We start from the raw sequence: 21,635 nt of genomic DNA, 5'->3' as shown, positions 1-21,635 counted from the left end.
ATTCCCCTTTATGTTTTTAATTATCTTCCCCAGGATTGTAGTAATAGGGATTATTTTTATGATTTTTAATTTCATTATTATCAATAAATAATTTTCCATTGTCTAAAAAAGTAGCTAGCATAATGTTTTCTACCTTTTCGCCCAATTTTTTAACCTCATTCATTAGCCAACCTTGTTCTAGTTTTAAATATTTTAAATTATGATAAATAATTTGCCCGTCCATGATCAGTGGAATGGGAATATATTCTTTCTTCACCGTAAGCTTTAAATCATTAGGTTGAACTGGTCGGTATTTAGATTTGGGTATCACACTAATACTTCCTGTTTCTTCCATAACAGCAAGAGCAATATTCCTTGTGTCTGTGTACCCTTTTACTCTTAAGTGTGACAATAATTCATTTATCGGCATACGCACCTTTTTTAGTCCTTTTCGATCAATATCACCGTTTCGAATCAAGACTGTTGGACTTTCATATAAAATCCATCTTAATTTATTATGTAAGGATAATCGGATAAAGATTTTATATAAAATGACTGTGACTGCACCATAAATGATGGCTTTTCCTAAATTACTATCCTCAACGGGCGTACTGATGATATTCGTAAGGACAAAAATATACAATAAATCGAAAGTGTGCATTTGAGAAACTGCCTTTTTTCCTGTCACCCTTAAAAACAAATATCCTGCCAATAAAACAATTAATGTACGGTAAACCATTTCCAACTTAATCTCCCCTAAAATACACCTCTTTTTGCAAACATCTATTTGAATTATTCCCTAATCTGTGTTAAAAAACTGCTTTAAAAATAAAATGCACATGAGATTTATACTAACATAAAATCTCATGTGCATGCGTATTAATCAATTCAAACTAAACTTACTTCCAATTCTTATAATCCACCTTGCCGCCTGTTAAATCGATGGTGTTGCGCTCACCTTTATAATATTTTTTGCCATCTTTCTCAATAATTAAATTTTCATACGTATACACCTTTTGACCGTTTGGAAGATGGATGACAACCTTCCTTCCTAAATCCTCCGACGGTGCTTCAATACGAATTGTGCTGAAATAAAAATATCGAAAGACAAAGAAACCTACTGTTAAAATTATACAAGCAAGGATGAAAAAGAGTGGACCTTTGCGTGGGTATTGCTTCGGCTTGTCATGGTATAGTTCTAATCTGGTCATTTTTCTCCCTCCGCCAGTCTGTAAATCACTAATTTTTGATTTCCCCTTACCCCTGAAATTGTTCCATTTATGCCCAATTTTCTTTTGTTTTATCCATAAAAAGAATTAATCACTGCTAACCTATGCGCGAACCTGAAAAAAATTGCCGAAAAAACGATTTTTGTCATCTAGTTTTTAATTAGTTGTATAATAAAAAAGAATAATTTTGAAAGGAGAATCGCCTTGTCATACGCAAATACAGCAGAAACCATGAAATTAATTGCTGACCTTGTATCAATCCCAAGTCCGTCCGGAAATACAAATGATGTTATTACATTCGTCGAAAATTTCCTCTCAGGGTTACAGGTCGAAACAAAAAGAAATCGTAAAGGCGGATTGATTGCAACAATCCCTGGGAAAGATACGAACCGGCATCGGATGTTAACCGCCCATGTTGATACACTTGGGGCAATGGTGAAGGAAATTAAAGGAAACGGCCGTCTGCGAATCGACCTAATTGGCGGATTTAAATACAATTCAATTGAGGGGGAATACTGTCAAATTGAAACCAGCAGTGGAAAAAAATATACAGGAACAATCTTGATGCATCAAACCTCGGTCCATGTTTATAAGGATGCAGGAAAGCTTGAGCGCAACCAAGAAAACATGGAAATCCGGATTGATGAAAAAGTACATAATGCAGAAGATATCCGTGCCCTTGGAATTGAAGTCGGGGATTTCGTTTCATTTGATCCTCGGGTCGAAATCACATCAAGCGGCTTTATTAAATCGCGGCATTTAGATGATAAAGCAAGCGTCGGAATTCTATTGCAGTTAATCAAGCAAATCAAAAATGAAAATATTTCCCTTCCCTACACGACCCATTTCTTAATCTCGAACAATGAAGAAATCGGCTATGGAGGCAATTCCAATATCACACCAGAAACGATAGAATATTTAGCCGTAGATATGGGAGCAATGGGTGACGGACAATCAACAGATGAATACACGGTGTCTATTTGCGTGAAGGATGCAAGTGGTCCTTACCATTATGAATTACGAAAAAAGTTAGTCCGTCTGGCAGAAGAAAATAAAATCCCCTATAAGCTCGATATATACCCATACTATGGGTCCGACGCCTCAGCAGCAATTCGCGCCGGACATGATATTGTCCATGGATTGGTAGGTCCCGGAATTGATTCGTCTCATGCGTTTGAACGAACCCATCAATCGTCAATTGAAGCAACAGCAAAGCTTTTATACTACTACGTCCAAGCGGAATTAGTTTAAATTTATAAGGGATTTACAAAAGCCGGTACAGCAACAGCACCGGCTTTTTTCTATTATCTTTTAGTTATCCGTCACAAAAAATTAATAATCTTCTCATCAAATTTTAATGCAACAAATTCAAAAGCGAATTATGATTATGAAGTCAATTAAATGTAATGAAACAACTACTTTATTGTGGGGTATTCAGTATGATTCAGAAAATAAAGGATTTTTTTTTCAGAGAAAGAGTACGATGGTGTGGGAGATTTATGTACTACCTGCTTATCCTGCTTTTACTCTTTTTTATGTATGGATTCAATGATGCGAGTGCAGGGTCCTACATCTATAATGATTTTTAATGTGGAGGTAACGAATGATGGAACTACTATCTAAAATAAAAAACTTGGCTGATACACAACCTGAATCATTAGCCTTTATCTCCCAAAATGAAGAAATCAGCTATCGAGAACTTTGGAATAAATCGGAGGAAGTTGCCTCCTATATCTTACAACTTGAGCTTACGCCATCATCACCGATCTTAATCTATGGCCACATGGAGCCTGAAATGCTAATTGCCTTTCTAGGCAGTGTAAAAGCTGGGCATTCATATATTCCTGTTGATACCTCAATCCCTGTGGAGAGGATTGTCAAAATCATCGAGAGCTCAAAAACAGAAATCGTCATCAATGTTACAAATCAACCTTTATTCTTTGAAAATTCGTCCATTCGAATCATCAACATTAACCAAATGGAGGTTGATCCTTCATTACCTGTTCCGATGGATAGTTGGGTAAAGGAAGATGAAAATTTTTATGTCATCTATACTTCAGGCAGTACAGGAAATCCAAAGGGCGTGCAAATTTCTGCGAACAATTTGCAAAGCTTTGTGAATTGGATGGTGGAAGATTTCCATATTTCCGGTGGCTTACGCTTTTTAAACCAGGCACCCTTTTCCTTTGACCTTTCTGTCATGGACTTGTATCCGTCGTTAGCAAGCGGCGGGACGATTTTTGCCATTACAAAAGATATGATTGCTAAACCGAAAATTTTATTTGAGGAATTAAAAAAATCGAATACACAGGTATGGACTTCAACACCATCTTTTGTTCAAATGTGCTTAATGGACCCATCATTTAATGAGAAACTGCTTCCATATCTTTCTGTTTTCCTTTTCTGCGGTGAGATTCTTCCTGTGTCCATCTGCCAGCAGTTGAAGGAACGCTTTCCTAATGCGATAATATACAATACGTATGGGCCAACAGAGGCAACGGTTGCAATCACTTCGGTTGAAGTGACTGATGAAATTCTGCTGAAATTTCAAACCCTTCCTGTTGGGAAAGCAAAAGCTGATACACAAATTGTTTTACTAGATGAAAATCAACAGTTAATCCCCGAGGGTAAAAAAGGTGAAATCATTATTGTCGGACCTAGTGTCAGCAAAGGATATTTAGGCCAAAAAGAATTGACTGAAAAAGCCTTTTTCACCTATAACGGTATGCCTGCTTACCGGACTGGTGATGCGGGATATTTCCAACAGGGGAACCTTTTTTATAAAGGACGGATGGATTTTCAAATTAAGCTGCATGGCTATCGAATGGAGCTAGAGGAAATCGAGCACCATATTTCCAAATCGAAATATGTGAAATCAGCAGTTGTCATTCCCATCTATCAAAATGAGAAAATTGATTATTTATCGGTTTTAATCATCCCGGCTGAGCACAGCTTTGAAAAAGAATATCAATTGACCAGTGCGATTAAAAAAGAACTAGGTGAAGTCCTTCCAGCGTATATGATTCCAAGAAAGTTCTCCTATCATGAAGAACTTCCAATCACTCCGAATGGGAAAATCGATCGAAAAAAAATACGTGAAAAGGTTTTACTATGACACCTTACGGCTCTTTTACATTCTTTTTCATCCTAGTGATTCTTTTAGCACCGACGGTTATTCTTGGACTGCAAGGAAAGAGATTTCATTCTTACAATATGATTATCTCTGTTCTTGTCTTAGCGATAATTTTTTCATCAAAGCTTACCGGTTTCATTGCTTTAATTATTTTCACCGTGTGGCAGGTTCTATTAATACAAGGGTATATCAGCTATCGGAAAAAGGGGAATAGTGGCTGGGTTTTCTCGATTGCTGTAATTGCCTCTATTTTTCCATTGGTCATTTCAAAGTTACTGCCCTATTTTTCACAGGTTAATTGGATTTCTTTTTTGGGGATTTCTTATCTAACCTTTAAGGGAACACAAATGATTATGGAAACAAGGGATGGGTTGATTAAACAAAATATTCCTCTCCCTCGCCTGCTTTATTTCATTCTGTTTTTCCCGACAATTTCATCAGGCCCGATTGACCGCTATCGCAGGTTTGATAAGGACCTAAAGCAGGAATTAACAGGAGAAGAATATAAGCAATTTTTATACGATGGAATCAATAAAATTTTTCAAGGGTTTTTATACAAATATATTATTGGATATTCGTTAAATCATTTTTTAATTGCCAATTTAAGATTCATCGCAGCCAACCATTTTCAGAGTCATCTTTTTTATATGTACAGTTATAGCATGTACTTATTTTTTGATTTTGCCGGTTATAGTTGTTTCGCAATTGGCGTCAGCTATATCATGGGTGTCAAATCGCCGGAAAACTTCAATCTTCCGTTTATCAGCCGAAATATGAAGGATTTCTGGAATCGCTGGCATATGAGCCTTTCTTTCTGGTTTCGAGATTATGTCTATATGCGCTTTGTTTTTTGGATGACTAAAAAGAAATGGGTTAAAAATCGTAATGTAACATCCAATCTTGGCTATATATTACTATTCCTGCTCATGGGTTTTTGGCATGGACTTGCGATCCAGTATATTATTTATGGAATTTATCATGCCGTATTAATGGTCGGCTATAATACCTTTGAGCAATGGAACAAAAAGCATAAATGGTGGCCGCAAAATAAGTTTACTGAAGTGTTTAGTATCCTATTAACCTTCCATGTGGTTTGCTTTGGATTTTATATTTTTTCCGGTCACTTAATTCATTAGAGGAGTTTGATTACAATGGAATTTAAAGAACAAGTAATTGAGTTAGTTGCAGAAGTTTGTCAGGATGATGTGGTGAAAGAAAATCCAAATATTGATTTATTTGATTCTGCCCTGCTTGATTCATTTGGTACGGTAGAATTACTCGTTCAAGTCGAAGAGCGCTTTGGGATTACCGTTCCGATTACTGAATTTGATCGAGATACATGGAATACTCCTAATAATATCGCAATAAAGTTGGCTGATATGAGATGAAAAAGCCTGTATTTATCCCGCTTTTTCTAGCGTTTCTTGTCCTGTTGATCCTAGTTGTAATTCCGGATCGCTGGATTGAAAGCATGATTCCAAAGAACCGGGTGAGTCAGGCAGCAACAGAATTAAATCCATTCATGTTTCAGGGAAAATATATTCAGAAAAAAATGTTAGAGGACCCAAAATATCTGCCGATTTATGGATCATCTGAACTCGCAAGGCTGGACCGCTTCCACCCCTCCAATTATTTTAAAGAGGTGCATGAAGAATTTACTCCTTTTCTTATCGGGCGCGGCGGCAGCGAATCGCTTATTCATTTTTTAAATTTTTCCGAGCATATTGGCGATCTTCGAGGTAAGAAAATTGTGTTTGTCCTATCTCCGCAATGGTTTAACCCTAAAGGAGCCGATGAATCGCATTTTGTTCCCAATTATTCTTCTTTACAAGGATATGATTTTGCCTTTAACAACACAATCAATCCACAAGTGAAGAAGGAAGCAATCAAACGTTTATTGACTTATTCATCGGTAAAGGATGACCCAATGCTCTCTACTCTTTACAAGGCGGAGATTACAAATGATCCTTGGACAAAACGGGAAGCAATTTTCGTACGGCCTTTCGCCCTTGCCTACCGCCATTTACTAGAAAAGAAAGATTTATATTATTCTTTGGCAGGCGGGATTCACCGTAAACGGGATATCAATCCAAGAGTAAAACATCGAACATGGAGCCAACTGGAACAGGAAGCTGACCAATACGGTGCTAAGCGGGCAACAAACAATCATTTTTACGTTGTGAACTCACAATATAACAAAATCAAAGGCTTCCTGCCTTCTTTAAAAAATAAAAACATCCATGCTTCTTATGGAAAATCGAAGGAATACGGTGACTTTCAGCTTGTTTTAGACGTGTTGAAGCAGTCAGGTGCAAAACCGTTATTTATCTCAGTTCCGGTCAATGGCCATTATTATGATTATACCGGCTTCCCGAAACAAGGTCGTATCACTTATTATCACAGAATTAAGAAACAAATTGAGGCTTCAGGCTTTCAAGTAGCCGATTTTTCCGGACATGAATACGACCCATATTTCATGAAGGATACGATTCACATCGGCTGGAAGGGCTGGGTTTATACCGATCGAGCCATTGAACAATTTTATGCTGGCAATAATAAAAACGTTGCTCAATTAAATTAATCAAGAAAAGCTTGGATTTATTAAAAAGTCCAAGCTTTTCTTATATAATTTTTTCAAAATTTGACCTCTTGCTCAACCAATTAGCTATTAAATAAATGACAATATAAAAAGGAACAGAATAAATATATCTCCATGTTAGCGGTTCATAAATTTCCAGCCACTTAAAAATGGGTTCCCCGGCAAAAGACGTCAAAGCAGCAAACAAAATCGCTTTATAGAATGGATTTATCTTTGGTTTAACTTGGATTAAGAGCATGACAGACACTGGCATTAACGCTAGGTCATAGGGTAAATAGGCTGGAATTAATGGGATTAGCGGATAGATATAATTCCATGCTTTAAGCTGCATTCCGATTGCATCCAAGCTTACCGAAATTGTCATAACGAACAATCCTGCATAGAACAGCCGATCGGAGCTTCTCTTCTTTCTGAAAAAGCTCCAGCCCACCCAACAAAGTATTACGAGTCCACAGCCAAGCCACCAGCGCCAGGTAAAAAGGACCTGATCCTGCCAAATATCGTATTTGATTTGGTACCCTTGATGGATTAACTCCAAGCCTTTATTCATTTCGTCATAAACTTTATTTTTCATGGAATCACCTATATGTAAAATAAAGCTTATTTTTTTCCAATTTGGCGCTTATTATACTCCGAAGCAAAATAAAAAGCCCTCAATCGGAGGACTCTCATTCAATCTTTTGAAATTTTGAGATATTGCTACTCTTTTTCAACCTTTGTAGTCCAAATAATAAAGCAAACAACAGCAACCCAGCGATGTCACTGATTTTCTCCGGATAGATTAAACACAACCCTGAAATAACCGCAAAAATCCGTTCGATCCAGAACATTTTTCGCATCCAGAAGCCGATCACTCCCGCACTGATGGCGATCATCCCAATGAAGGCGGTAAACACCACCCATATTAAGTAAGACCATGTCGTATCAATCATCAGTAATTCCGGCGATAACACAAACATATACGGAATGATAAACGCCGATATCGCGAGTTTTGAAGACTCCACTCCCGTTCGAAATGGTTCTCCCCCGGAAATCGCCGCCGCTGCAAATGCGGCTAATGCCACCGGCGGTGTGATATCCGCGACAATTCCAAAATAGAACACAAATAAGTGAGCCGATAAATCCGGTATCCCTAATAAAATGATGGCCGGCGCTGCAATCGTCGAGGTTATGACGTAATTTGCTGTCGTTGGTGATCCCATTCCGAGAATCAACGATGCAACCATCGTTAAAAATAAAGTAGGAAGTAAGTATCCCCCGGATAGATCCAATAACCCGTTTGCCATTTTCAAGCCTAAACCTGTCTTTGTCACCACACCCACGATGATTCCGGCGGCAGCCGTTGCCGCAGCCACTCCAAGCGCAGATCGTGCGCCATCGACTAGTGCATCCACTATTCCTTTAAAGCCAATTCTCGTATCCTTTTTTAAAGCACTCACTACCACGGTAATGACAATCGACCATAATGCCGCTCGAATGACACTCATACCAGACATTAATAGAATTACAATCGCGATGATTGGCAATAACAAATAAAGTTTACTGAAGACTTCTTTCCGGCTTGGCATTTCTTCCTTTGTTAACCCGCGAAGTCCGATTCTTTTCGCTTCAAAATGAGTCATAATCCAAATCCCGGTGAAATATAATACTGCTGGGATTGCCGCAGCTTTAGCAATATCCCAATACGTGATACCTCCACCGATGAACTCGACCATAAGGAAGGCGGCTGCCCCCATAATCGGCGGCATCAATTGACCGCCTGTTGACGAAGACGCTTCAACTGCACCGGCAAATTCTTTTTTATAGCCAAGGTTTTTCATCATCGGGATGGTAAAAGCTCCGGAGGTTACCACATTTGCCACAGAACTGCCGCTGATCGTTCCTTGCAGCGCGCTTGAAAACACCGCTACCTTTGCCGGCCCGCCGACGCTTCTCCCGGCGATAGCAATTGAAAGATCATTAAAGTACTCCCCCACCCCTGTCTTAATTAAAAACGAACCAAACAATAGGAAAAGAAAAATAAATGTCGACGAAACACCAATTGGTGTACCAAGAATCCCCTCAGTGGTAAAAAACATCGTCTGTACCAGCCGTTCCAAATCAAGTCCTCGATGAGCAATGAATCCGGGCATCGATTGGCCAAACAAAGCATATAGCATAAAGACGATCGCTATAATCGTAATCGGGAGACCGACTGCACGACGGGTTGCTTCCAATACTAATATAATGGCTGCCAGCCCCACGTAAAAATCAAGGTTTGTTAACATCCCTGCTCTTAACACTAAGTCATCAATCATGAGCGGCCAGTAAGCACCCACAATAATGGAAATAACAGCTAAGATTATGTCGTACCAGGCAACCCTATTTTCTTTTCCCCTGTTTTTTCTCCGCGCCGGAAAAAGTAAAAAAATAAGTGCAAGGGCAAACCCTAGATGGATTGAGCGCTGAAGCTGAGCTGTTAACACCCCGAAAATACCTGTATAGAGATGAAATAAAGAAAAGGCTAATAATCCTGCGAAAGCAATCCATCCTCCAATACCCTTAAGCTTTCTTGTTCCAGCCTCCGGATCATACTTTTCCATCAGTTCCTGCTGTTTTTCAATAGACAAGGTTTCTTCAAATTGACTCAAGGATATTCACTCCTTTCCACCTTTGAAAAATACTTAATTTACGGAATTCTACTTTTACAGTGGTCCCTGGTATGTAGCGGGATAAGGGATATTCCCTTTGATCAAATATCACCCGATGATTAGCACGGACCTGTCCGATTCGTAGATTAAAAAAAGGAAAAATTCGTTTCATATTTTCGATGTAATATTTTCCATTTTTTTGCATAAATCTTTCTCCTTCACCGGCATTTGCCGGCATACCAATGGCAAAATCCTGATATTCCAGTTCATATTGCTGTATTTTGTGATCTGAAGTCATTTTGTAGCTCTCTACGACATCTGTTAGATGGATCGAATGAGTGTATTTAATTTTAAAATGGGCGTTGTCTTTTATCGGAATGTAGGCGATCTTAGCAGTGGAGTGAGGCGGTTGGAACACAAGTGACTCTTGGAGCGGTATGGCTGCAAAGATGGTGAGTAGGATAAGAAAGAATACTAGATACATGATAAATTTTGGAAACTTACCTTTTTTCATTTTCCCTCCACTTTTGAAAATGAGACCGGCTTGCTTGGATTAGCACAACCGGTCATTGTCTTCTTATTGCGCCTTAACACCTTTTCCATCGAAATATTTTTGAGCGCCTGGATGAACCTCGATTCCTACACCATTTAGTCCATTTTCCACCTTAATCAATTTTCCTTTTGCATGTGTTACTTTATCTAAGTTTTCAAAAATAGCTTTCGTAATATCGTATACTACTTTTTCCGAAAGGTCGCTTCTTGCCACAAGCATAGCTTGAACAGCAACGGTGGATGCAGCATTCTTCAAACCGTACGTTCCGACAGGAACCTCATCCTTTACATAGTAAGGGTACTTTTCGATCAGCGCATCGATTTTATCGCCAGCAATTGGAACGATAACAATATCTTCTGTTGCGGATAGACTTTCAACTGCTCCGGTAGGAGTACCTGCTGTTACAAATGCTGCATCAATTGTGCCGTCTTGAATGCCTTGTGTAGATTCATCAAAAGAGAGGTCCTGTTTCTTAATATCATCAAAGGTCATGCCATGTAATTCCAGGATTTGTTCAGCATTTGCAACTGTCCCGGAACCTGGAGCACCAACTGAAACCTTTTTCCCCTTTAAATCTTCCATTGATTTAATTCCAGACTTTTCCGTTGTGACAATTTGAATCGTTTCCGGATAAAGTGTTGCAATCGCCTGGACATTTTCAACCTTATTGTCTTTAAACATCAATTTACCACTTTTTGCATAGGAGGCAATATCCGTCTGGGTAAAGGCAATTTCTGCATCCCCTTGTTTCAAGGAGTTCATATTTTCAGCAGATGCTCCGCTAGTTTCCACATTGGCTTGTATACCTGTTTCATCTTTGATGATTTTTGCAAATGATCCTCCGAGCGGATAATAGGTTCCACCCGTTCCCCCTGTTAAAATACTCATAAATTTTGGTGTTTTCTCATCATTACCATTTCCATTCGTTTTCTCATCCTCTTCTTGACTACTGCAAGCAGCAAGAATCATCGAAAATGCTAATAAAAAGATTGTGAGAAATTTTTTCTTTTTCAATACCTATTTCCCCCTTTATTGGATTACCAATTTCGTATCTATTTCTATGATAGGTATTTTACAAACTTGTCAAATATTACAAAGTTGGTACTTTAGCCCTGTTTTCTATTTATAAAAAAAGGACAATGACTAATCATTGCCCCTGTTAACCTATTATTTTATCTTTTGATCTTCGGTAGATTCGTATCATTATAAACTATATTGTACACTTGGATAATTTATCGTTAAAAATGCTTCTAATTCTTTACTTTTTTGTTTCCGATCTTTTCGAATTCTTGCTCGCTCCATTGCTGTTTCATGCAATCTTTTCTCTTCTTCTGTTTCCGGAATAACACGTGGAACGGGTGTTGGACGCTTATTCTGATCAAGTGCTACAAACGTTAGGAAGGCAGTTGCTGCAATTTTGCACTCACCACTTTTTAAGTCCTCAGCAATAATTTTTACAAATACCTCCATTGATGATGTGCCTGTCCACGTTACATATGATTCAAAACAGACCGAATCAGTTGTCTGAATCGGGTGTAAGAAGTCAACTGTATCTGTTGAAGCAGTTACACATTCTCTACGGCTATGACGTGCTGCAGAGGTTGAAGCAACTTGGTCCAAATGACTCATTAGCTGACCGCCAAATAATGTATTGTGATTATTTACATCATTCGGAAATACACGGCTTGTTCTTATAACCCTTGATTCTTTACAATATTTTGTTTCCATGAACACATCCCCTTAAAACACATCTATCTATTTTTAGTTCGATCAAAATTGGAATTACTCCCCACCTACTTTTCATTAAAAGAATCGTCATTAAAATAAATTACTTCGGTAAGAATTTTATACCCTGGAATTCTAGCCAAAACTTCTTTTGCTTCTTTTTCATTATCAAACTCAAACATTTGAACGTTATTCCTTGAATGAACAGTGATTACCCACATTTAAAATCCCTCCAACTAATTGATAATTTATTTTCTGTTATCATTTTTTCTTTTTTAATTTATTTTTCTTCTTTCCGGAAACTCATACCTCCCAGTTTTTAATTTCAATCTACTAAACAATGCAAGTTCCGTGCCAATTTCGATTTTTTAAAAGATTCTAAATTTATTGGGCATAAAATTAAAAAGCGCCAAATTTTTTTGCGCTTTTAAAAACAAAAAGTATATTTAGCGCAAAAAAAATTAGCAGACAAATCCATTTTCTTGCTTTATCCAATAGTCTTTGAAAATCTTGCCAGTCATAAGGCACAAGTTCAGCTTAAAAAAATTTCAAATCAATAAAAGTATTAAAACACGCTAAAAATGAACTCAGCGTGTTTTTTAATAACCTTTTTTAATTAATCGAAGTCGTAAAAAACTTTTTAAATCGTAAACTAGCAATCATTAAACCTATTAATCCAAATGCTAAAAGGATCAAGACGGTCATCCAAATATCCCCCAAATGTGCCCCGCGAATCATGACATTCTGCATGCCCTGCTGAGCCCAATACTGAGGAGTGAATTTACCGATAATCTGTGCAAATCTTGGCAGGAAATCATAGGGAAACCATAAACCTCCAACAACAGCACCGCCCATCGTAATGATTTGCACAAAGGCAACGCCTTGATTTTCACTACGAACAAATACAGACAGTAGTAAACCTAAGCCGGTTGCGCATATCGCCAAACTTATAACAATTAAGATTATTGAAAGCAGGTCTCCGATATTCAAGTCATATACCACTTTTCCAAACATTAATAATACAGTGGATTGAGTTATGACGACCAATATATTCGGCACCCACATCCCTATTAAATAATGGTAGGATTTCATCGGCGTACTCCTTAGACGCGAAAGCATCCCTGACTCTTTGTCTTTAATGAAATTTCGAACCATTGTGATCATTATAAAAAATACAAACATTACCGTATATCCTGGGACAACCTGCGTAATCATATTCAATTTAGCGGCATTTTCTTTAATTTCTTTCACTTCGACTGGCGGCGTCAAAGTGACTTTGGCCTGAGCAGTGTTTTGTCCTAAGGTTTGAAGCGTTTGTGAAAGTTTGGCTTCTCTAAAAGATGTTGTCATATTCTCGAGTACCGCTTTAATCGGTGCGACGGCTGAATCTGCTGTTGCATCTCGGAATAGCTGAATATCTGCAGGTCGATTTGCCTTTAAATTTTCCTCGTAACCTTTTGGAATAACCAAAAGTGATGTGGACCGCCCCTCTTTTATTTCTTTAATTTGTTCTTTCAATGAAAGAGAAGAATCCTTTTTTAATTCAAAACCGGGAATTTGCTTTAATTGCTTTAAAAACATTTGGGACATCTCGGAGTGGTCTTGGTCATAATAGGAAATGGTGATTTTATCTGAGGTGTTTCCGAAAATTGATGCAAAAATGACAATAAAAAAGATTGGAAGTAAAAACAGCCAAAAAAAGGTCCCTTTTTCCTTCAGTGTTATTTGAATTTCTTTCCGAATAATGCTTTTGATCATTGCACGTTCTCCTTTTCTTCATTAATCTCGGAGGGTCGTTCCCGTTAAGGATAAGAAAACACTTTCGAGTGAAGGTTTCATCATTTCTAATGCCTTTACTTTGGCTCCTGTCTCCGTTACTGCTTGGATGGTATTTTCCATTGAAGGTAAAACCTCATCCGTTTCAAGCAGCCAGCCCTTCTTATGTTCGCTGACCTTCTTGATACCTGGGATTGCAGGTAAATGTTGCTGATCTTCTAACTCAAGGTAAATCGCTTTTGTTGCATATAAGCGTAGTAAGTCATCCAGATTCCCTTGGACAATGACCTTACCATGATCAATAATGGCAATATCATCGCAAAGAGCCTCCACCTCTTCCATATAGTGAGTGGAATAAATGATCGTTACTCCCTCAGAACGTAGAGTCTTTATAATTTCAAAAATATGATTGCGTGATTGCGGGTCAATCCCGACGGTTGGTTCATCCAGAATAATCAATTTTGGTTTGTGGAGCATGGCGGCGGCAATATTAATCCTTCGCTTCATCCCGCCTGAATAGGTATTGATTGGATCATTAGCCCGTTCTTTAAGCCCCACCTGGTCCAACACTTCAGTAATTCTCTCTTTAAGCAGCTTACCCTTCACCCCGTACATTTCTCCAAAAAAGATAAGATTGTTATAAGCGGAAATTTTATCGTATAGGGTAATTTCCTGAGGAACGTAACCGGCGATCTTGCGAATTGACTCCGCAGATTTTCGGATATCCTGCCCAAACAGATCCACTCCCCCTTCATTTGCTTCAATAATACCTGTAATAATTTTCATTGTGGTTGATTTACCTGCCCCGTTTGGACCAAGCAAACCAAAGCAGCTTCCTTCCTTTACAGTAAATGAAACATTTTCAAGGGCCTTTTTTGAGCCAAATATTTTTACCAAATTACTTACAATTACCGATTCCTCCATTTATTACCCTCCAAAAAAATCCATTTTTTGCAACCTATATATTATACATTTCTAGAAACAATGAAATACCTATTCTGGAAAAAGATAAAATTTAATCTTTTTCTAATTATTAAGGGAATCTTAAGAAATAATTAATATTTATATGATTGGCAAGAACAATATTTTGAGGTGGTGTTAACCATTAAAATAGTGGCATTTGAGCTGGGAATAGGATTCTTTATCTTATTTATGATTCATGCTACATTTGCTTAATATACTGTACAATCTAAGATAAAAAGTTATAATGAGGATAGAAGTAAATAACCATCTTCGCAAGGAGTGTTACCATGTTCTCAAATATTGGAGTACCAGGATTAATCTTAATCTTAGTTGTTGCATTAGTCATTTTTGGCCCAAATAAGCTCCCGGAAATTGGACGTGCTTTTGGAAAATCGATTCGCGAATTTAAGAAAGCAACCGAAGGAATTGCCGACGATATAAAGGAAGAATTTAAAGAAGATATTAAAGAAGCAAAACAAATTGATTTGAAAAAATAAAAGGCAAAATGCAAGATGATTGTTCATCTTGCATTTTTTGTTAGTTTTAAAACTCGTCCAGATTTCCAAAGGAGCCGAAAAACTCATAGTGAATCTGTTCTTCAGGGACTTTCCATTGTTTTAACGATTGATTGACAACCTTCATAAATGGCGAAGGGCCACAAAAGTAAAAATCCGCATCATTGGATGGTAAAACACTTTGCAGCCATTCAAGTGTAAAAAAGCCTTCCTTATCGTAATTCTTCATTTCCTGATCGGTTTCACTAGGTTTTTCATATATGACGAAGGATTTTACATTTTTATGTTCTGCGGCAAGGTCGTTGACGTGATCTTTAAACGCATGCAAATTGCTGTTAATTGCTGCATGAATATAATAAACCGTTCGATTCGGATTTTCGTTCACCGTTGTATTCAACATACACATCATTGGTGTTAAACCTACCCCGCCACTGATTAAGACTAATGGCAGGCTAGAATCCATATTTAAGTAAAAATCTCCGGCAGGTGCCGTGATGGGAATGATATCCCCCTCATTCACGTGGCTGTGCAAATAAGTTGATACAATCCCGTTCGGAATTCCTTCGCTTCTTGCATCCTCCCGTTTTACACTGATTCTGTAATACTCCAAACCAGGTCTGTCAGATAAACTATATTGCCTTAAATGAGTATATTCTTCACTGCTCATTTCCATTTTTACTGTAATATATTGACCGGGAATAAAGGTAGTGATTTGTTGTCCATCTTTTGGTTTTAAATAAAAGGAAGTAATTACATCGCTTTCCTTTACTTTTCGGTCTACTACAAAATCACGGAACCCTGCCCAACCGCCCGGCTGTGATTCAGTCGACTTATACATTTTGTCTTCCATACGAATGAACACATCTGCAATCACCCCATAGGCATCTGCCCATGCATTCATGATCTCATCTGTAGCAGCATCGCCAAGAACTTCTTTTATCGCGCCCAAAAGGTTTTCACCAACGATTGGGTAGTGTTCGGGTTTAATTTGTAGGCTGCGATGCTTCTCACCAATTCGCTCAAGCACAGGCATGATTTGACTAAAATCTTCAATGTTTGCTGCTGCACCGTAAACGGCATCCGCTAATGCTTTTGGTTGATGGCCGGTGATTTGGTGCGTCTGATTAAAAATATTTTTTAGTTCCGGATGTTGTTTAAACATTCGCTTATAAAATTGCTTCGTAATTGCCTCGCCATGTTCTTTTACCACCGGCAAGGTTGCTTTAATCACTTCTAATTTTTTAGGATCTAGCGCCTTTACTTTATTTAAAACTTCTTTCCATGAATGTTTTGCTTCCAATGTAGTGTTTAAACTCATGATAAATTCCCCCCTTCATAGAAAGTATGTCCGTACAAGAATGATGGCATTAAGGTAGGTTTTGCATGTTTAATGAAAGGCTTTTTTAAACGATGTGTTTTCCGCTTCAGGCACTCTGCTCTATTCAACGATGTTAAAAAGTCAGCATTCACATTTAACACAGCTTAATAAAAAAACATCCCCTAAGTTGTACAGGGAATGTGTCAGAGAATTATCTTCGTGATTTATCTGCCAAGGATTGGAATTGACCCATCAGCTTTTGCCGGGATTTTTTATTTCTTAGTAAATATGCAGCACCTAGGGCAACAGTGGTCATCATTAAATTTTTTCGATTCATTCTCATTCCTCCTCGTGACTAGCCTTCAATTATATATCTTCCCTCTTCTTTCTGTTTTTAAAAGTAGTAATCAAAATTTAACAGTTTCGTAAAACTAAACATTTACGATTTCGAAAAATTATTGTATTCTAAAAATACAAATAATTAAATTTTCAGTTTTTAAATGTAGGTGGAAATTATGTATTTTCACATTGTGGTTGCTGTGCTTTGCTGGGTGTTGGCTATTTCGATTCCTACGCTGTCAGATAGCTATATGGTTGCCTTAATGGTCTTAGGTTTTATTGCTCTTCTTTTATTTTTGAGAGAACTTCTAAGGCATGTGAATGAAAATTTTCTCGTTCAAGTGGAAGAAGCAGAGAATTCAGACATTCATGCTCTTTCTAGTTTTCAAGGGACATTTTTGATGATCCGCGATGAGGAATCACCGTTTTCGGATGAATTTACCTATATTATTTTCCGAAGCGGGTCCGTTGAAATCCCTTTGTTTTGCAGAAATCTTAGGATCATTCAAAAGGCCGCACAGGCAACCAGCGAATTAATTGTCTACTATAAGGACAATGTCTTAGTGAATGTGGAAGAATTGGATGATTGAAAAACCAATCCCTGCTTTTTTGAACCAAAAACGCTCATTCACAAGAATGAGCGTTTTGAAAAAAACTATTTTGCCATTAAATCTTTTAACATTTGGTTATGTGCTTTGTATTGCTCCAATAATTGATTTAGGTATTTTTTAGCCTCTTCTTTGTCTTTTTCTGCCACGGCTTCCTCTAATTCATGGTAGGTTTGCCAATGGCTCATGTCCTTGCCGCCATGAACTTTTTTAAGGAATTCTTCTTTGGTTATCTTTCCTTCATCATACTGCTTTCGGAACTTCTCCATTTTTTCCATGCCCTCTTTTTTCCACTGCTCGCGCTTTGCTGCATTTTGCGGGCTTAGCCATTTCATCATCAGAACCTTTTTCTCTGAGAACATTTTCGTCCATTCCGCTTTTTTCTCAGGGGTATATTGGTTCACCCACGCTAAAATTTTCCCTTCCCGCGCAGCCATTTTTGCCTTCCAATCTCCGTGCATAAAATGGTGACGGTGATTATCTTTATCACAGCAATCTCCCTTATGATTATCATGCCCTTCATGATCAACGGGAATATGGTTGTGTGCTGATGCTAGACCTGGTACGGCTAAAAACAACCCAAGAATCAAAACAAAAAGTTTGTTCTTCATATAAATCTCCCTTCATTAGTAAAATCATCCATTTTTTAAATGGCACGAATTTATGATACCCTCTCGCTTTAAAAATATTCAAAAAAAAATCCCTCCATTAAGAAGGGATTTTAGGATGGAAATAGAATTCCAGCAAGTTCGACAAATCTCTGTTTACATCCATTCCATAAATTCAAGGCGGTTGCCAAAGGGATCGTGAACATGAATCCTGTTTGCACCTGGCAGATTATCATCTTCCGTAAACGAAACATTTTTATTTTTTAAATGTGCTTTTAAATCTTCAATATTTTCAATCACAAATGCAGGGTGGGCTTTTTTCGCCGGTGTAAAGGGCTCTTCTACCCCAATATGAAGCTGAAAAGTGCCAAATTCAAACCAAACTCCGCCGCGTTTCTTTAATTCTTCCGGTTTTTCTACTTCGGTTAAACCAAGAATCCCATTAAAAAATTCTCGGGCATCATCCTCGCACCCTTTTGGTGCAGCAAGCTGGACATGATCAATTTTTTTAAATGAAAAGGCCATTTTCATCCCTCCAAAACAGATTATGGGTGCATAGCCTTATTTTACAAAATTTTTAAAATTCCATCAAATTTTATTCATAAAAAAGAGAGCTATTCCTTTTTAAAGAAAATAGCTCTCTTTTGGTTATTTACCTATAAACTCCTGTGTCCAATAATTTCCCTTAGAGTTAAAACCAACCCCAATATTCGTATAGTTAGGGCTTAAAATATTTTTTCGGTGTCCTTCACTATTCATCCAAGCAGTGACAACTTCTTGTGCAGTAGGCTGTCCCATGGCAATATTTTCACCAGCTGATTTATAGGTTACACCAAAGTCCCGCATCATATCAAACGGTGAACCGTAAGTTGGACTAGTGTGTGAAAAATAATGTTTTGCTTCCATGTCATCTGATTTTGTCTGAGCAACTTTGCTTAATAAAGCATCTGCTGAAAGTGCCGGAAGCCCATTTTTTTTTCTTTCCGCATTGGTTAAATCAATAACCTGCTGCGCCATTTTGGTAATCCCAGCTGGCGCCTGAGTGGTTGGTTGCTGGGCAGGCGGTGTTGTAGTTTTTGGTGTAGTCTTATTGACTGTACCCTGTTTCCCTGTATTTGGATTCGTGACCATACCATTTTTACCTGTATTCGGTAAATTTGTTTTTGGATTTACAGCATTAGGAGCAAAACTATAGTACCAGAAATTCCCTTGTTGGACCCGCTCGCTATGCGGAAACTTATGACTCGGTGTATCCGTACTAAACGAGTTCGGGTCGATGGTAATAAATCCATTTTTGTTTCCGTGAATCTCGGTTGTAGACATCATTTTCCCGAATTCGGTAACCCGATTGTCCCAACCATTACCATTTTCCCGATCATTCCAATCGTAGTCCCGGGTTGACACATTTGGGTTGGTTAAATCCCCAGTTGAAACATTACGCGGGTTTAATACCCCCGGATGGTTCATTTCATCATTTCGGTCATTCCAAGTACGGTTATCATTTAACGGATTGTTTACTCTTGTTAAGTCTCTGTTCAAAGCACTGCGATCATTTAGATCATTTGTTGAAACATTCCGATGGTTCACAGCTGTATTATCTACATCTGCCTTATTGGTGGAACAAGCGGCTAATGAAGCAATAGCTAGTGAAGCAACAACTAATTTCGTCTTTTTAAAGCCCATCCGTCACATACCCCCTTAGATTTTAGAAGATACGTTTATTATCTTTTCCGTTATGGGATAAAGTATCGATGGGAAATATCGTGTTAATACACATCTTTTTTCATAAAAACAAAAAATGATACAAAAATGGCTGCAACCCACCAAATGAGGAGAACCATTAATGAAAAGGATAATGTCATCCCTTCAATCGGTGGGGCCATTCCCCTTAAAAAGTCGGTTAACCGTAAATTGACCATAAAAAAGTATTTTGCTGACTGCCAGGATGAGACCATGTTGTTTAAGATTGCACCTGAAATAAGAGCTGCAAGCATAATTCCCATCCCCGCTGCCGTACTGCGGATTAAAACGGACAACATAAAAGATAACGTTCCAACGACAATGGCTACAAACCAAACCAAGCCAAAATCCATTAATAAAAATTGCCAAAGCTTTAGTATTTTAACGGAGGAAGTGTTAAGCCCGGACTCATTTACATTAAATCCTGTTAAGATAGGAGTTCCCCATCCTTTGTATCCAAAAACAAGACCGGATATTATATAGGATAAAATTCCAGTGATGGCAATAATTAATGAAACGGCGAGGCAAAGGGTAATATATTTACTCATAAGAATTTTCCATCGTTTCACAGGTCTAGTCAGAAGGAGCTTTATTGAACCCAGACTATGCTCAGATGAAACCAAGTCACTGGCAATCACCATCACCATGAGCGGTATAAATAAGTCAATTGAGTTTTCTAAAAACATTCTAATAAAGGTTGGAGCACCCGGTGCAGATGGATTAATATCATGATCCAAATAATATTGTTCCTGCTGCAGGGTGATTTGCAGTTGTTTTTTCCACTCTTCTGAAATTCGACTGCTGCTTAATCGATTCGTCGTATCGACAATTTGTTGCTGCAAAATAGTCCGCCAATCACTTGTGCCCAATTTTTCTCTTTGAGTTTGGACTTGTTTATACTGCGCGTATGTAAATAAAATAACGAGAACCCCTATTATTAAAGCAATGACCACAATCCGCTTTTTAGCGATTAATTTCATCATTTCGTTTTGAATCAATTTATTCAATCGAATCACCCCCGGTTAATTCGAGGAATAAGTCTTCAAGTACAGGCATTTTTCGACTCATCTCTGTTATAAAAACCCCTGCCTCCACCAATTTACGGTTCCACACCGGTGTCATCTGCTCATCAAATTCCGTTAAAATAGCACCGTCCTCTGTTTCTTCAATGGGCGTTAGTGAGCTTAAGATCTCTTTTCCTTTTTCAAATGGATGGATATGCCATTCCATTCTTTCACGATTCGCTAACAAATCCTGCACTGTATCAATCTTAATGATGGAACCTTTTGTTATAATCGCTACACGGTCACATAATTGCTGAATTTCACTTAACAAATGGCTTGATACAAGGACTGTAAGGCCTTCATCTATTGCTAAAAACCGGATAAATTCACGCATTTCCCGAATTCCAGCAGGGTCTAAGCCATTTGTTGGTTCATCTAGGATTAGCACTTTCGGCTTTCCTAAAAGGGCTTGAGCAATTCCGAGGCGCTGTCTCATCCCAAGCGAATAGGTTTTCACCTTATCATGAATTCGATCGTTTAAGCCAACAAGCTTGGTCACCTCTTTAATCCTTTCCTCTCCAATCCCTTCAAGCATTCTCGAAAAAAGAAGCAGATTATCATATCCTGATAAATAGGGATATAATTCAGGATTTTCCACGATACAGCCAAGGTTACCCATCGCTTCTTGAAAGGAATTTTCTATATTATATCCGCAAATTTTTATAGAACCTGAAGTGGGTTTAATTAAGCCGACCAGCATTCGGATGGTGGTTGTTTTTCCTGCACCATTTGGTCCTAAGAATCCAAAAACTTCACCTTCTTTTAACTCGAAGGACAAGCCTTTGATAATTTCTCTCTTCCCGATTACTTTTTTTAGATTCTGTACAGATAATGTGATATTCCCCATCATGACACT

At 38.0% G+C, this 21,635-nt stretch carries 24 protein-coding genes and 1 pseudogene; 8 read left to right on the top strand and 17 right to left on the bottom strand.

Translation table 11 applies throughout. The features are described 5' to 3' along the window. Positions 1-16: 16 nt before the first annotated feature. Positions 17-718, bottom strand: coding sequence for a DUF421 domain-containing protein (locus ACFQZ9_RS08750; RefSeq protein ID WP_498943614.1), 702 nt, complete (start codon positions 716-718; stop codon positions 17-19). A 160-nt stretch (positions 719-878) separates the two neighbouring features. Next, a complete protein-coding gene (locus ACFQZ9_RS08745) occupies positions 879-1,190 on the bottom strand; it encodes a hypothetical protein (RefSeq protein WP_026575219.1) in 312 nt (103 codons plus the stop codon). Between the two features lie 249 nt (positions 1,191-1,439). On the opposite strand from ACFQZ9_RS08745, the gene ACFQZ9_RS08740 reads away from it, so the two are divergent. From ACFQZ9_RS08740 to dltD, 6 genes are all read left to right on the top strand, one after another. Further along, positions 1,440-2,459 carry a M42 family metallopeptidase gene (locus ACFQZ9_RS08740; RefSeq protein ID WP_498943613.1) on the top strand — a complete coding sequence of 340 codons (1,020 nt, stop codon included), beginning with the start codon at positions 1,440-1,442 and terminating at the stop codon, positions 2,457-2,459. Positions 2,460-2,647: 188 nt separating this feature from the next. Beyond that, on the top strand, positions 2,648-2,797 hold the full coding sequence (gene dltX, locus ACFQZ9_RS08735) for a teichoic acid D-Ala incorporation-associated protein DltX (RefSeq protein WP_498943323.1): 150 nt from the start codon (positions 2,648-2,650) through the stop codon (positions 2,795-2,797). 17 nt (positions 2,798-2,814) lie between these two features. Next, positions 2,815-4,323, top strand: coding sequence for a D-alanine--poly(phosphoribitol) ligase subunit DltA (dltA, locus tag ACFQZ9_RS08730; RefSeq protein ID WP_498943612.1), 1,509 nt, complete (start codon positions 2,815-2,817; stop codon positions 4,321-4,323). Further along, positions 4,320-5,477: a D-alanyl-lipoteichoic acid biosynthesis protein DltB gene (gene dltB / locus ACFQZ9_RS08725; RefSeq protein ID WP_498943321.1), complete on the top strand. Its 1,158-nt coding sequence runs from the start codon at positions 4,320-4,322 to the stop codon at positions 5,475-5,477. The genes dltA and dltB overlap by 4 nt, the downstream gene beginning before the upstream one ends. Before the next feature lie 15 nt (positions 5,478-5,492). Further along, the gene (gene dltC / locus ACFQZ9_RS08720) at positions 5,493-5,729 is read left to right on the top strand and encodes a D-alanine--poly(phosphoribitol) ligase subunit DltC (protein WP_198310159.1); all 237 of its coding nucleotides are present in this window, start codon (positions 5,493-5,495) and stop codon (positions 5,727-5,729) included. Next, positions 5,726-6,922 (top strand): D-alanyl-lipoteichoic acid biosynthesis protein DltD, encoded by a 1,197-nt coding sequence (gene dltD / locus ACFQZ9_RS08715; RefSeq protein WP_498943320.1) that lies wholly within the window; start codon positions 5,726-5,728, stop codon positions 6,920-6,922. The genes dltC and dltD overlap by 4 nt, the downstream gene beginning before the upstream one ends. A 40-nt stretch (positions 6,923-6,962) precedes the next feature. On the opposite strand, the gene ACFQZ9_RS08710 is transcribed toward dltD, so the two are convergent. From ACFQZ9_RS08710 to ACFQZ9_RS08675, 8 genes are all read right to left on the bottom strand, one after another. Beyond that, a complete protein-coding gene (locus ACFQZ9_RS08710; protein ID WP_198309816.1) occupies positions 6,963-7,514 on the bottom strand; it encodes a CBO0543 family protein in 552 nt (183 codons plus the stop codon). Positions 7,515-7,608: 94 nt separating this feature from the next. Continuing rightward, positions 7,609-9,522, bottom strand: a complete 1,914-nt coding sequence (locus ACFQZ9_RS08705; RefSeq protein WP_498943611.1) for a TRAP transporter permease — start codon at positions 9,520-9,522, stop codon at positions 7,609-7,611. Positions 9,523-9,556: 34 nt separating this feature from the next. Further along, positions 9,557-10,084, bottom strand: a complete 528-nt coding sequence (locus tag ACFQZ9_RS08700) for a DUF1850 domain-containing protein (RefSeq protein ID WP_498943318.1) — start codon at positions 10,082-10,084, stop codon at positions 9,557-9,559. Between the two features lie 63 nt (positions 10,085-10,147). Continuing rightward, positions 10,148-11,137, bottom strand: a complete 990-nt coding sequence (locus tag ACFQZ9_RS08695; protein ID WP_498943317.1) for a TAXI family TRAP transporter solute-binding subunit — start codon at positions 11,135-11,137, stop codon at positions 10,148-10,150. A 189-nt stretch (positions 11,138-11,326) separates the two neighbouring features. Then, positions 11,327-11,851, bottom strand: coding sequence for an acyl-CoA thioesterase (locus tag ACFQZ9_RS08690; protein ID WP_198309813.1), 525 nt, complete (start codon positions 11,849-11,851; stop codon positions 11,327-11,329). A 65-nt stretch (positions 11,852-11,916) separates the two neighbouring features. Continuing rightward, the gene (locus ACFQZ9_RS08685; RefSeq protein ID WP_498943315.1) at positions 11,917-12,069 is read right to left on the bottom strand and encodes a hypothetical protein; all 153 of its coding nucleotides are present in this window, start codon (positions 12,067-12,069) and stop codon (positions 11,917-11,919) included. A gap of 391 nt (positions 12,070-12,460) precedes the next feature. Next, positions 12,461-13,606, bottom strand: coding sequence for an ABC transporter permease (locus ACFQZ9_RS08680; RefSeq protein WP_498943313.1), 1,146 nt, complete (start codon positions 13,604-13,606; stop codon positions 12,461-12,463). Between the two features lie 21 nt (positions 13,607-13,627). Then, positions 13,628-14,548 (bottom strand): ABC transporter ATP-binding protein, encoded by a 921-nt coding sequence (locus ACFQZ9_RS08675; RefSeq protein ID WP_498943312.1) that lies wholly within the window; start codon positions 14,546-14,548, stop codon positions 13,628-13,630. Positions 14,549-14,874: 326 nt separating this feature from the next. Between ACFQZ9_RS08675 and ACFQZ9_RS08670 the strand changes: the two genes are divergently transcribed. Beyond that, positions 14,875-15,084, top strand: coding sequence for a twin-arginine translocase TatA/TatE family subunit (locus tag ACFQZ9_RS08670; protein WP_026575209.1), 210 nt, complete (start codon positions 14,875-14,877; stop codon positions 15,082-15,084). Between the two features lie 46 nt (positions 15,085-15,130). Here the strand turns inward: ACFQZ9_RS08670 and hmpA are convergent, their stop codons facing one another. Together hmpA and ACFQZ9_RS08660 are read right to left on the bottom strand one after the other, a co-directional pair. Beyond that, positions 15,131-16,420, bottom strand: coding sequence for an NO-inducible flavohemoprotein (gene hmpA / locus ACFQZ9_RS08665; RefSeq protein ID WP_498943310.1), 1,290 nt, complete (start codon positions 16,418-16,420; stop codon positions 15,131-15,133). 211 nt (positions 16,421-16,631) lie between these two features. Further along, positions 16,632-16,757 carry a hypothetical protein gene (locus ACFQZ9_RS08660; protein ID WP_498943309.1) on the bottom strand — a complete coding sequence of 42 codons (126 nt, stop codon included), beginning with the start codon at positions 16,755-16,757 and terminating at the stop codon, positions 16,632-16,634. Positions 16,758-16,935: 178 nt separating this feature from the next. On the opposite strand from ACFQZ9_RS08660, the gene ACFQZ9_RS08655 reads away from it, so the two are divergent. Next, positions 16,936-17,349, top strand: a complete 414-nt coding sequence (locus ACFQZ9_RS08655) for a hypothetical protein (RefSeq protein ID WP_498943307.1) — start codon at positions 16,936-16,938, stop codon at positions 17,347-17,349. 65 nt (positions 17,350-17,414) lie between these two features. Here ACFQZ9_RS08655 and ACFQZ9_RS08650 read toward each other — a convergent pair whose 3' ends face one another. The 5 genes and pseudogenes from ACFQZ9_RS08650 to ACFQZ9_RS08630 form a co-directional block, all read right to left on the bottom strand. Beyond that, positions 17,415-17,978, bottom strand: coding sequence for a hypothetical protein (locus ACFQZ9_RS08650; RefSeq protein ID WP_498943305.1), 564 nt, complete (start codon positions 17,976-17,978; stop codon positions 17,415-17,417). Between the two features lie 153 nt (positions 17,979-18,131). Continuing rightward, positions 18,132-18,500 (bottom strand): VOC family protein, encoded by a 369-nt coding sequence (locus tag ACFQZ9_RS08645; RefSeq protein WP_498943303.1) that lies wholly within the window; start codon positions 18,498-18,500, stop codon positions 18,132-18,134. A 123-nt stretch (positions 18,501-18,623) separates the two neighbouring features. Beyond that, positions 18,624-18,989: pseudogene (locus ACFQZ9_RS08640) on the bottom strand (CAP domain-containing protein); the annotation flags it as partial. Between the two features lie 752 nt (positions 18,990-19,741). Further along, entirely contained in the window at positions 19,742-20,722 is a 981-nt protein-coding gene (locus ACFQZ9_RS08635) for an ABC transporter permease (protein ID WP_498943301.1), read from the bottom strand. Continuing rightward, on the bottom strand, positions 20,715-21,629 hold the full coding sequence (locus tag ACFQZ9_RS08630; protein WP_498943299.1) for an ABC transporter ATP-binding protein: 915 nt from the start codon (positions 21,627-21,629) through the stop codon (positions 20,715-20,717). The genes ACFQZ9_RS08635 and ACFQZ9_RS08630 overlap by 8 nt, the downstream gene beginning before the upstream one ends. Positions 21,630-21,635 lie beyond the last annotated feature (6 nt).

The organism is Neobacillus sp. GCM10027624 (assembly GCF_042675345.1).
GTDB lineage: Bacteria > Bacillota > Bacilli > Bacillales > Cytobacillaceae > Neobacillus > Neobacillus cucumis_D.
Note: the sequence above shows the minus strand (reverse complement) of the source record. Positions and strands in the feature narration are given on the sequence as shown.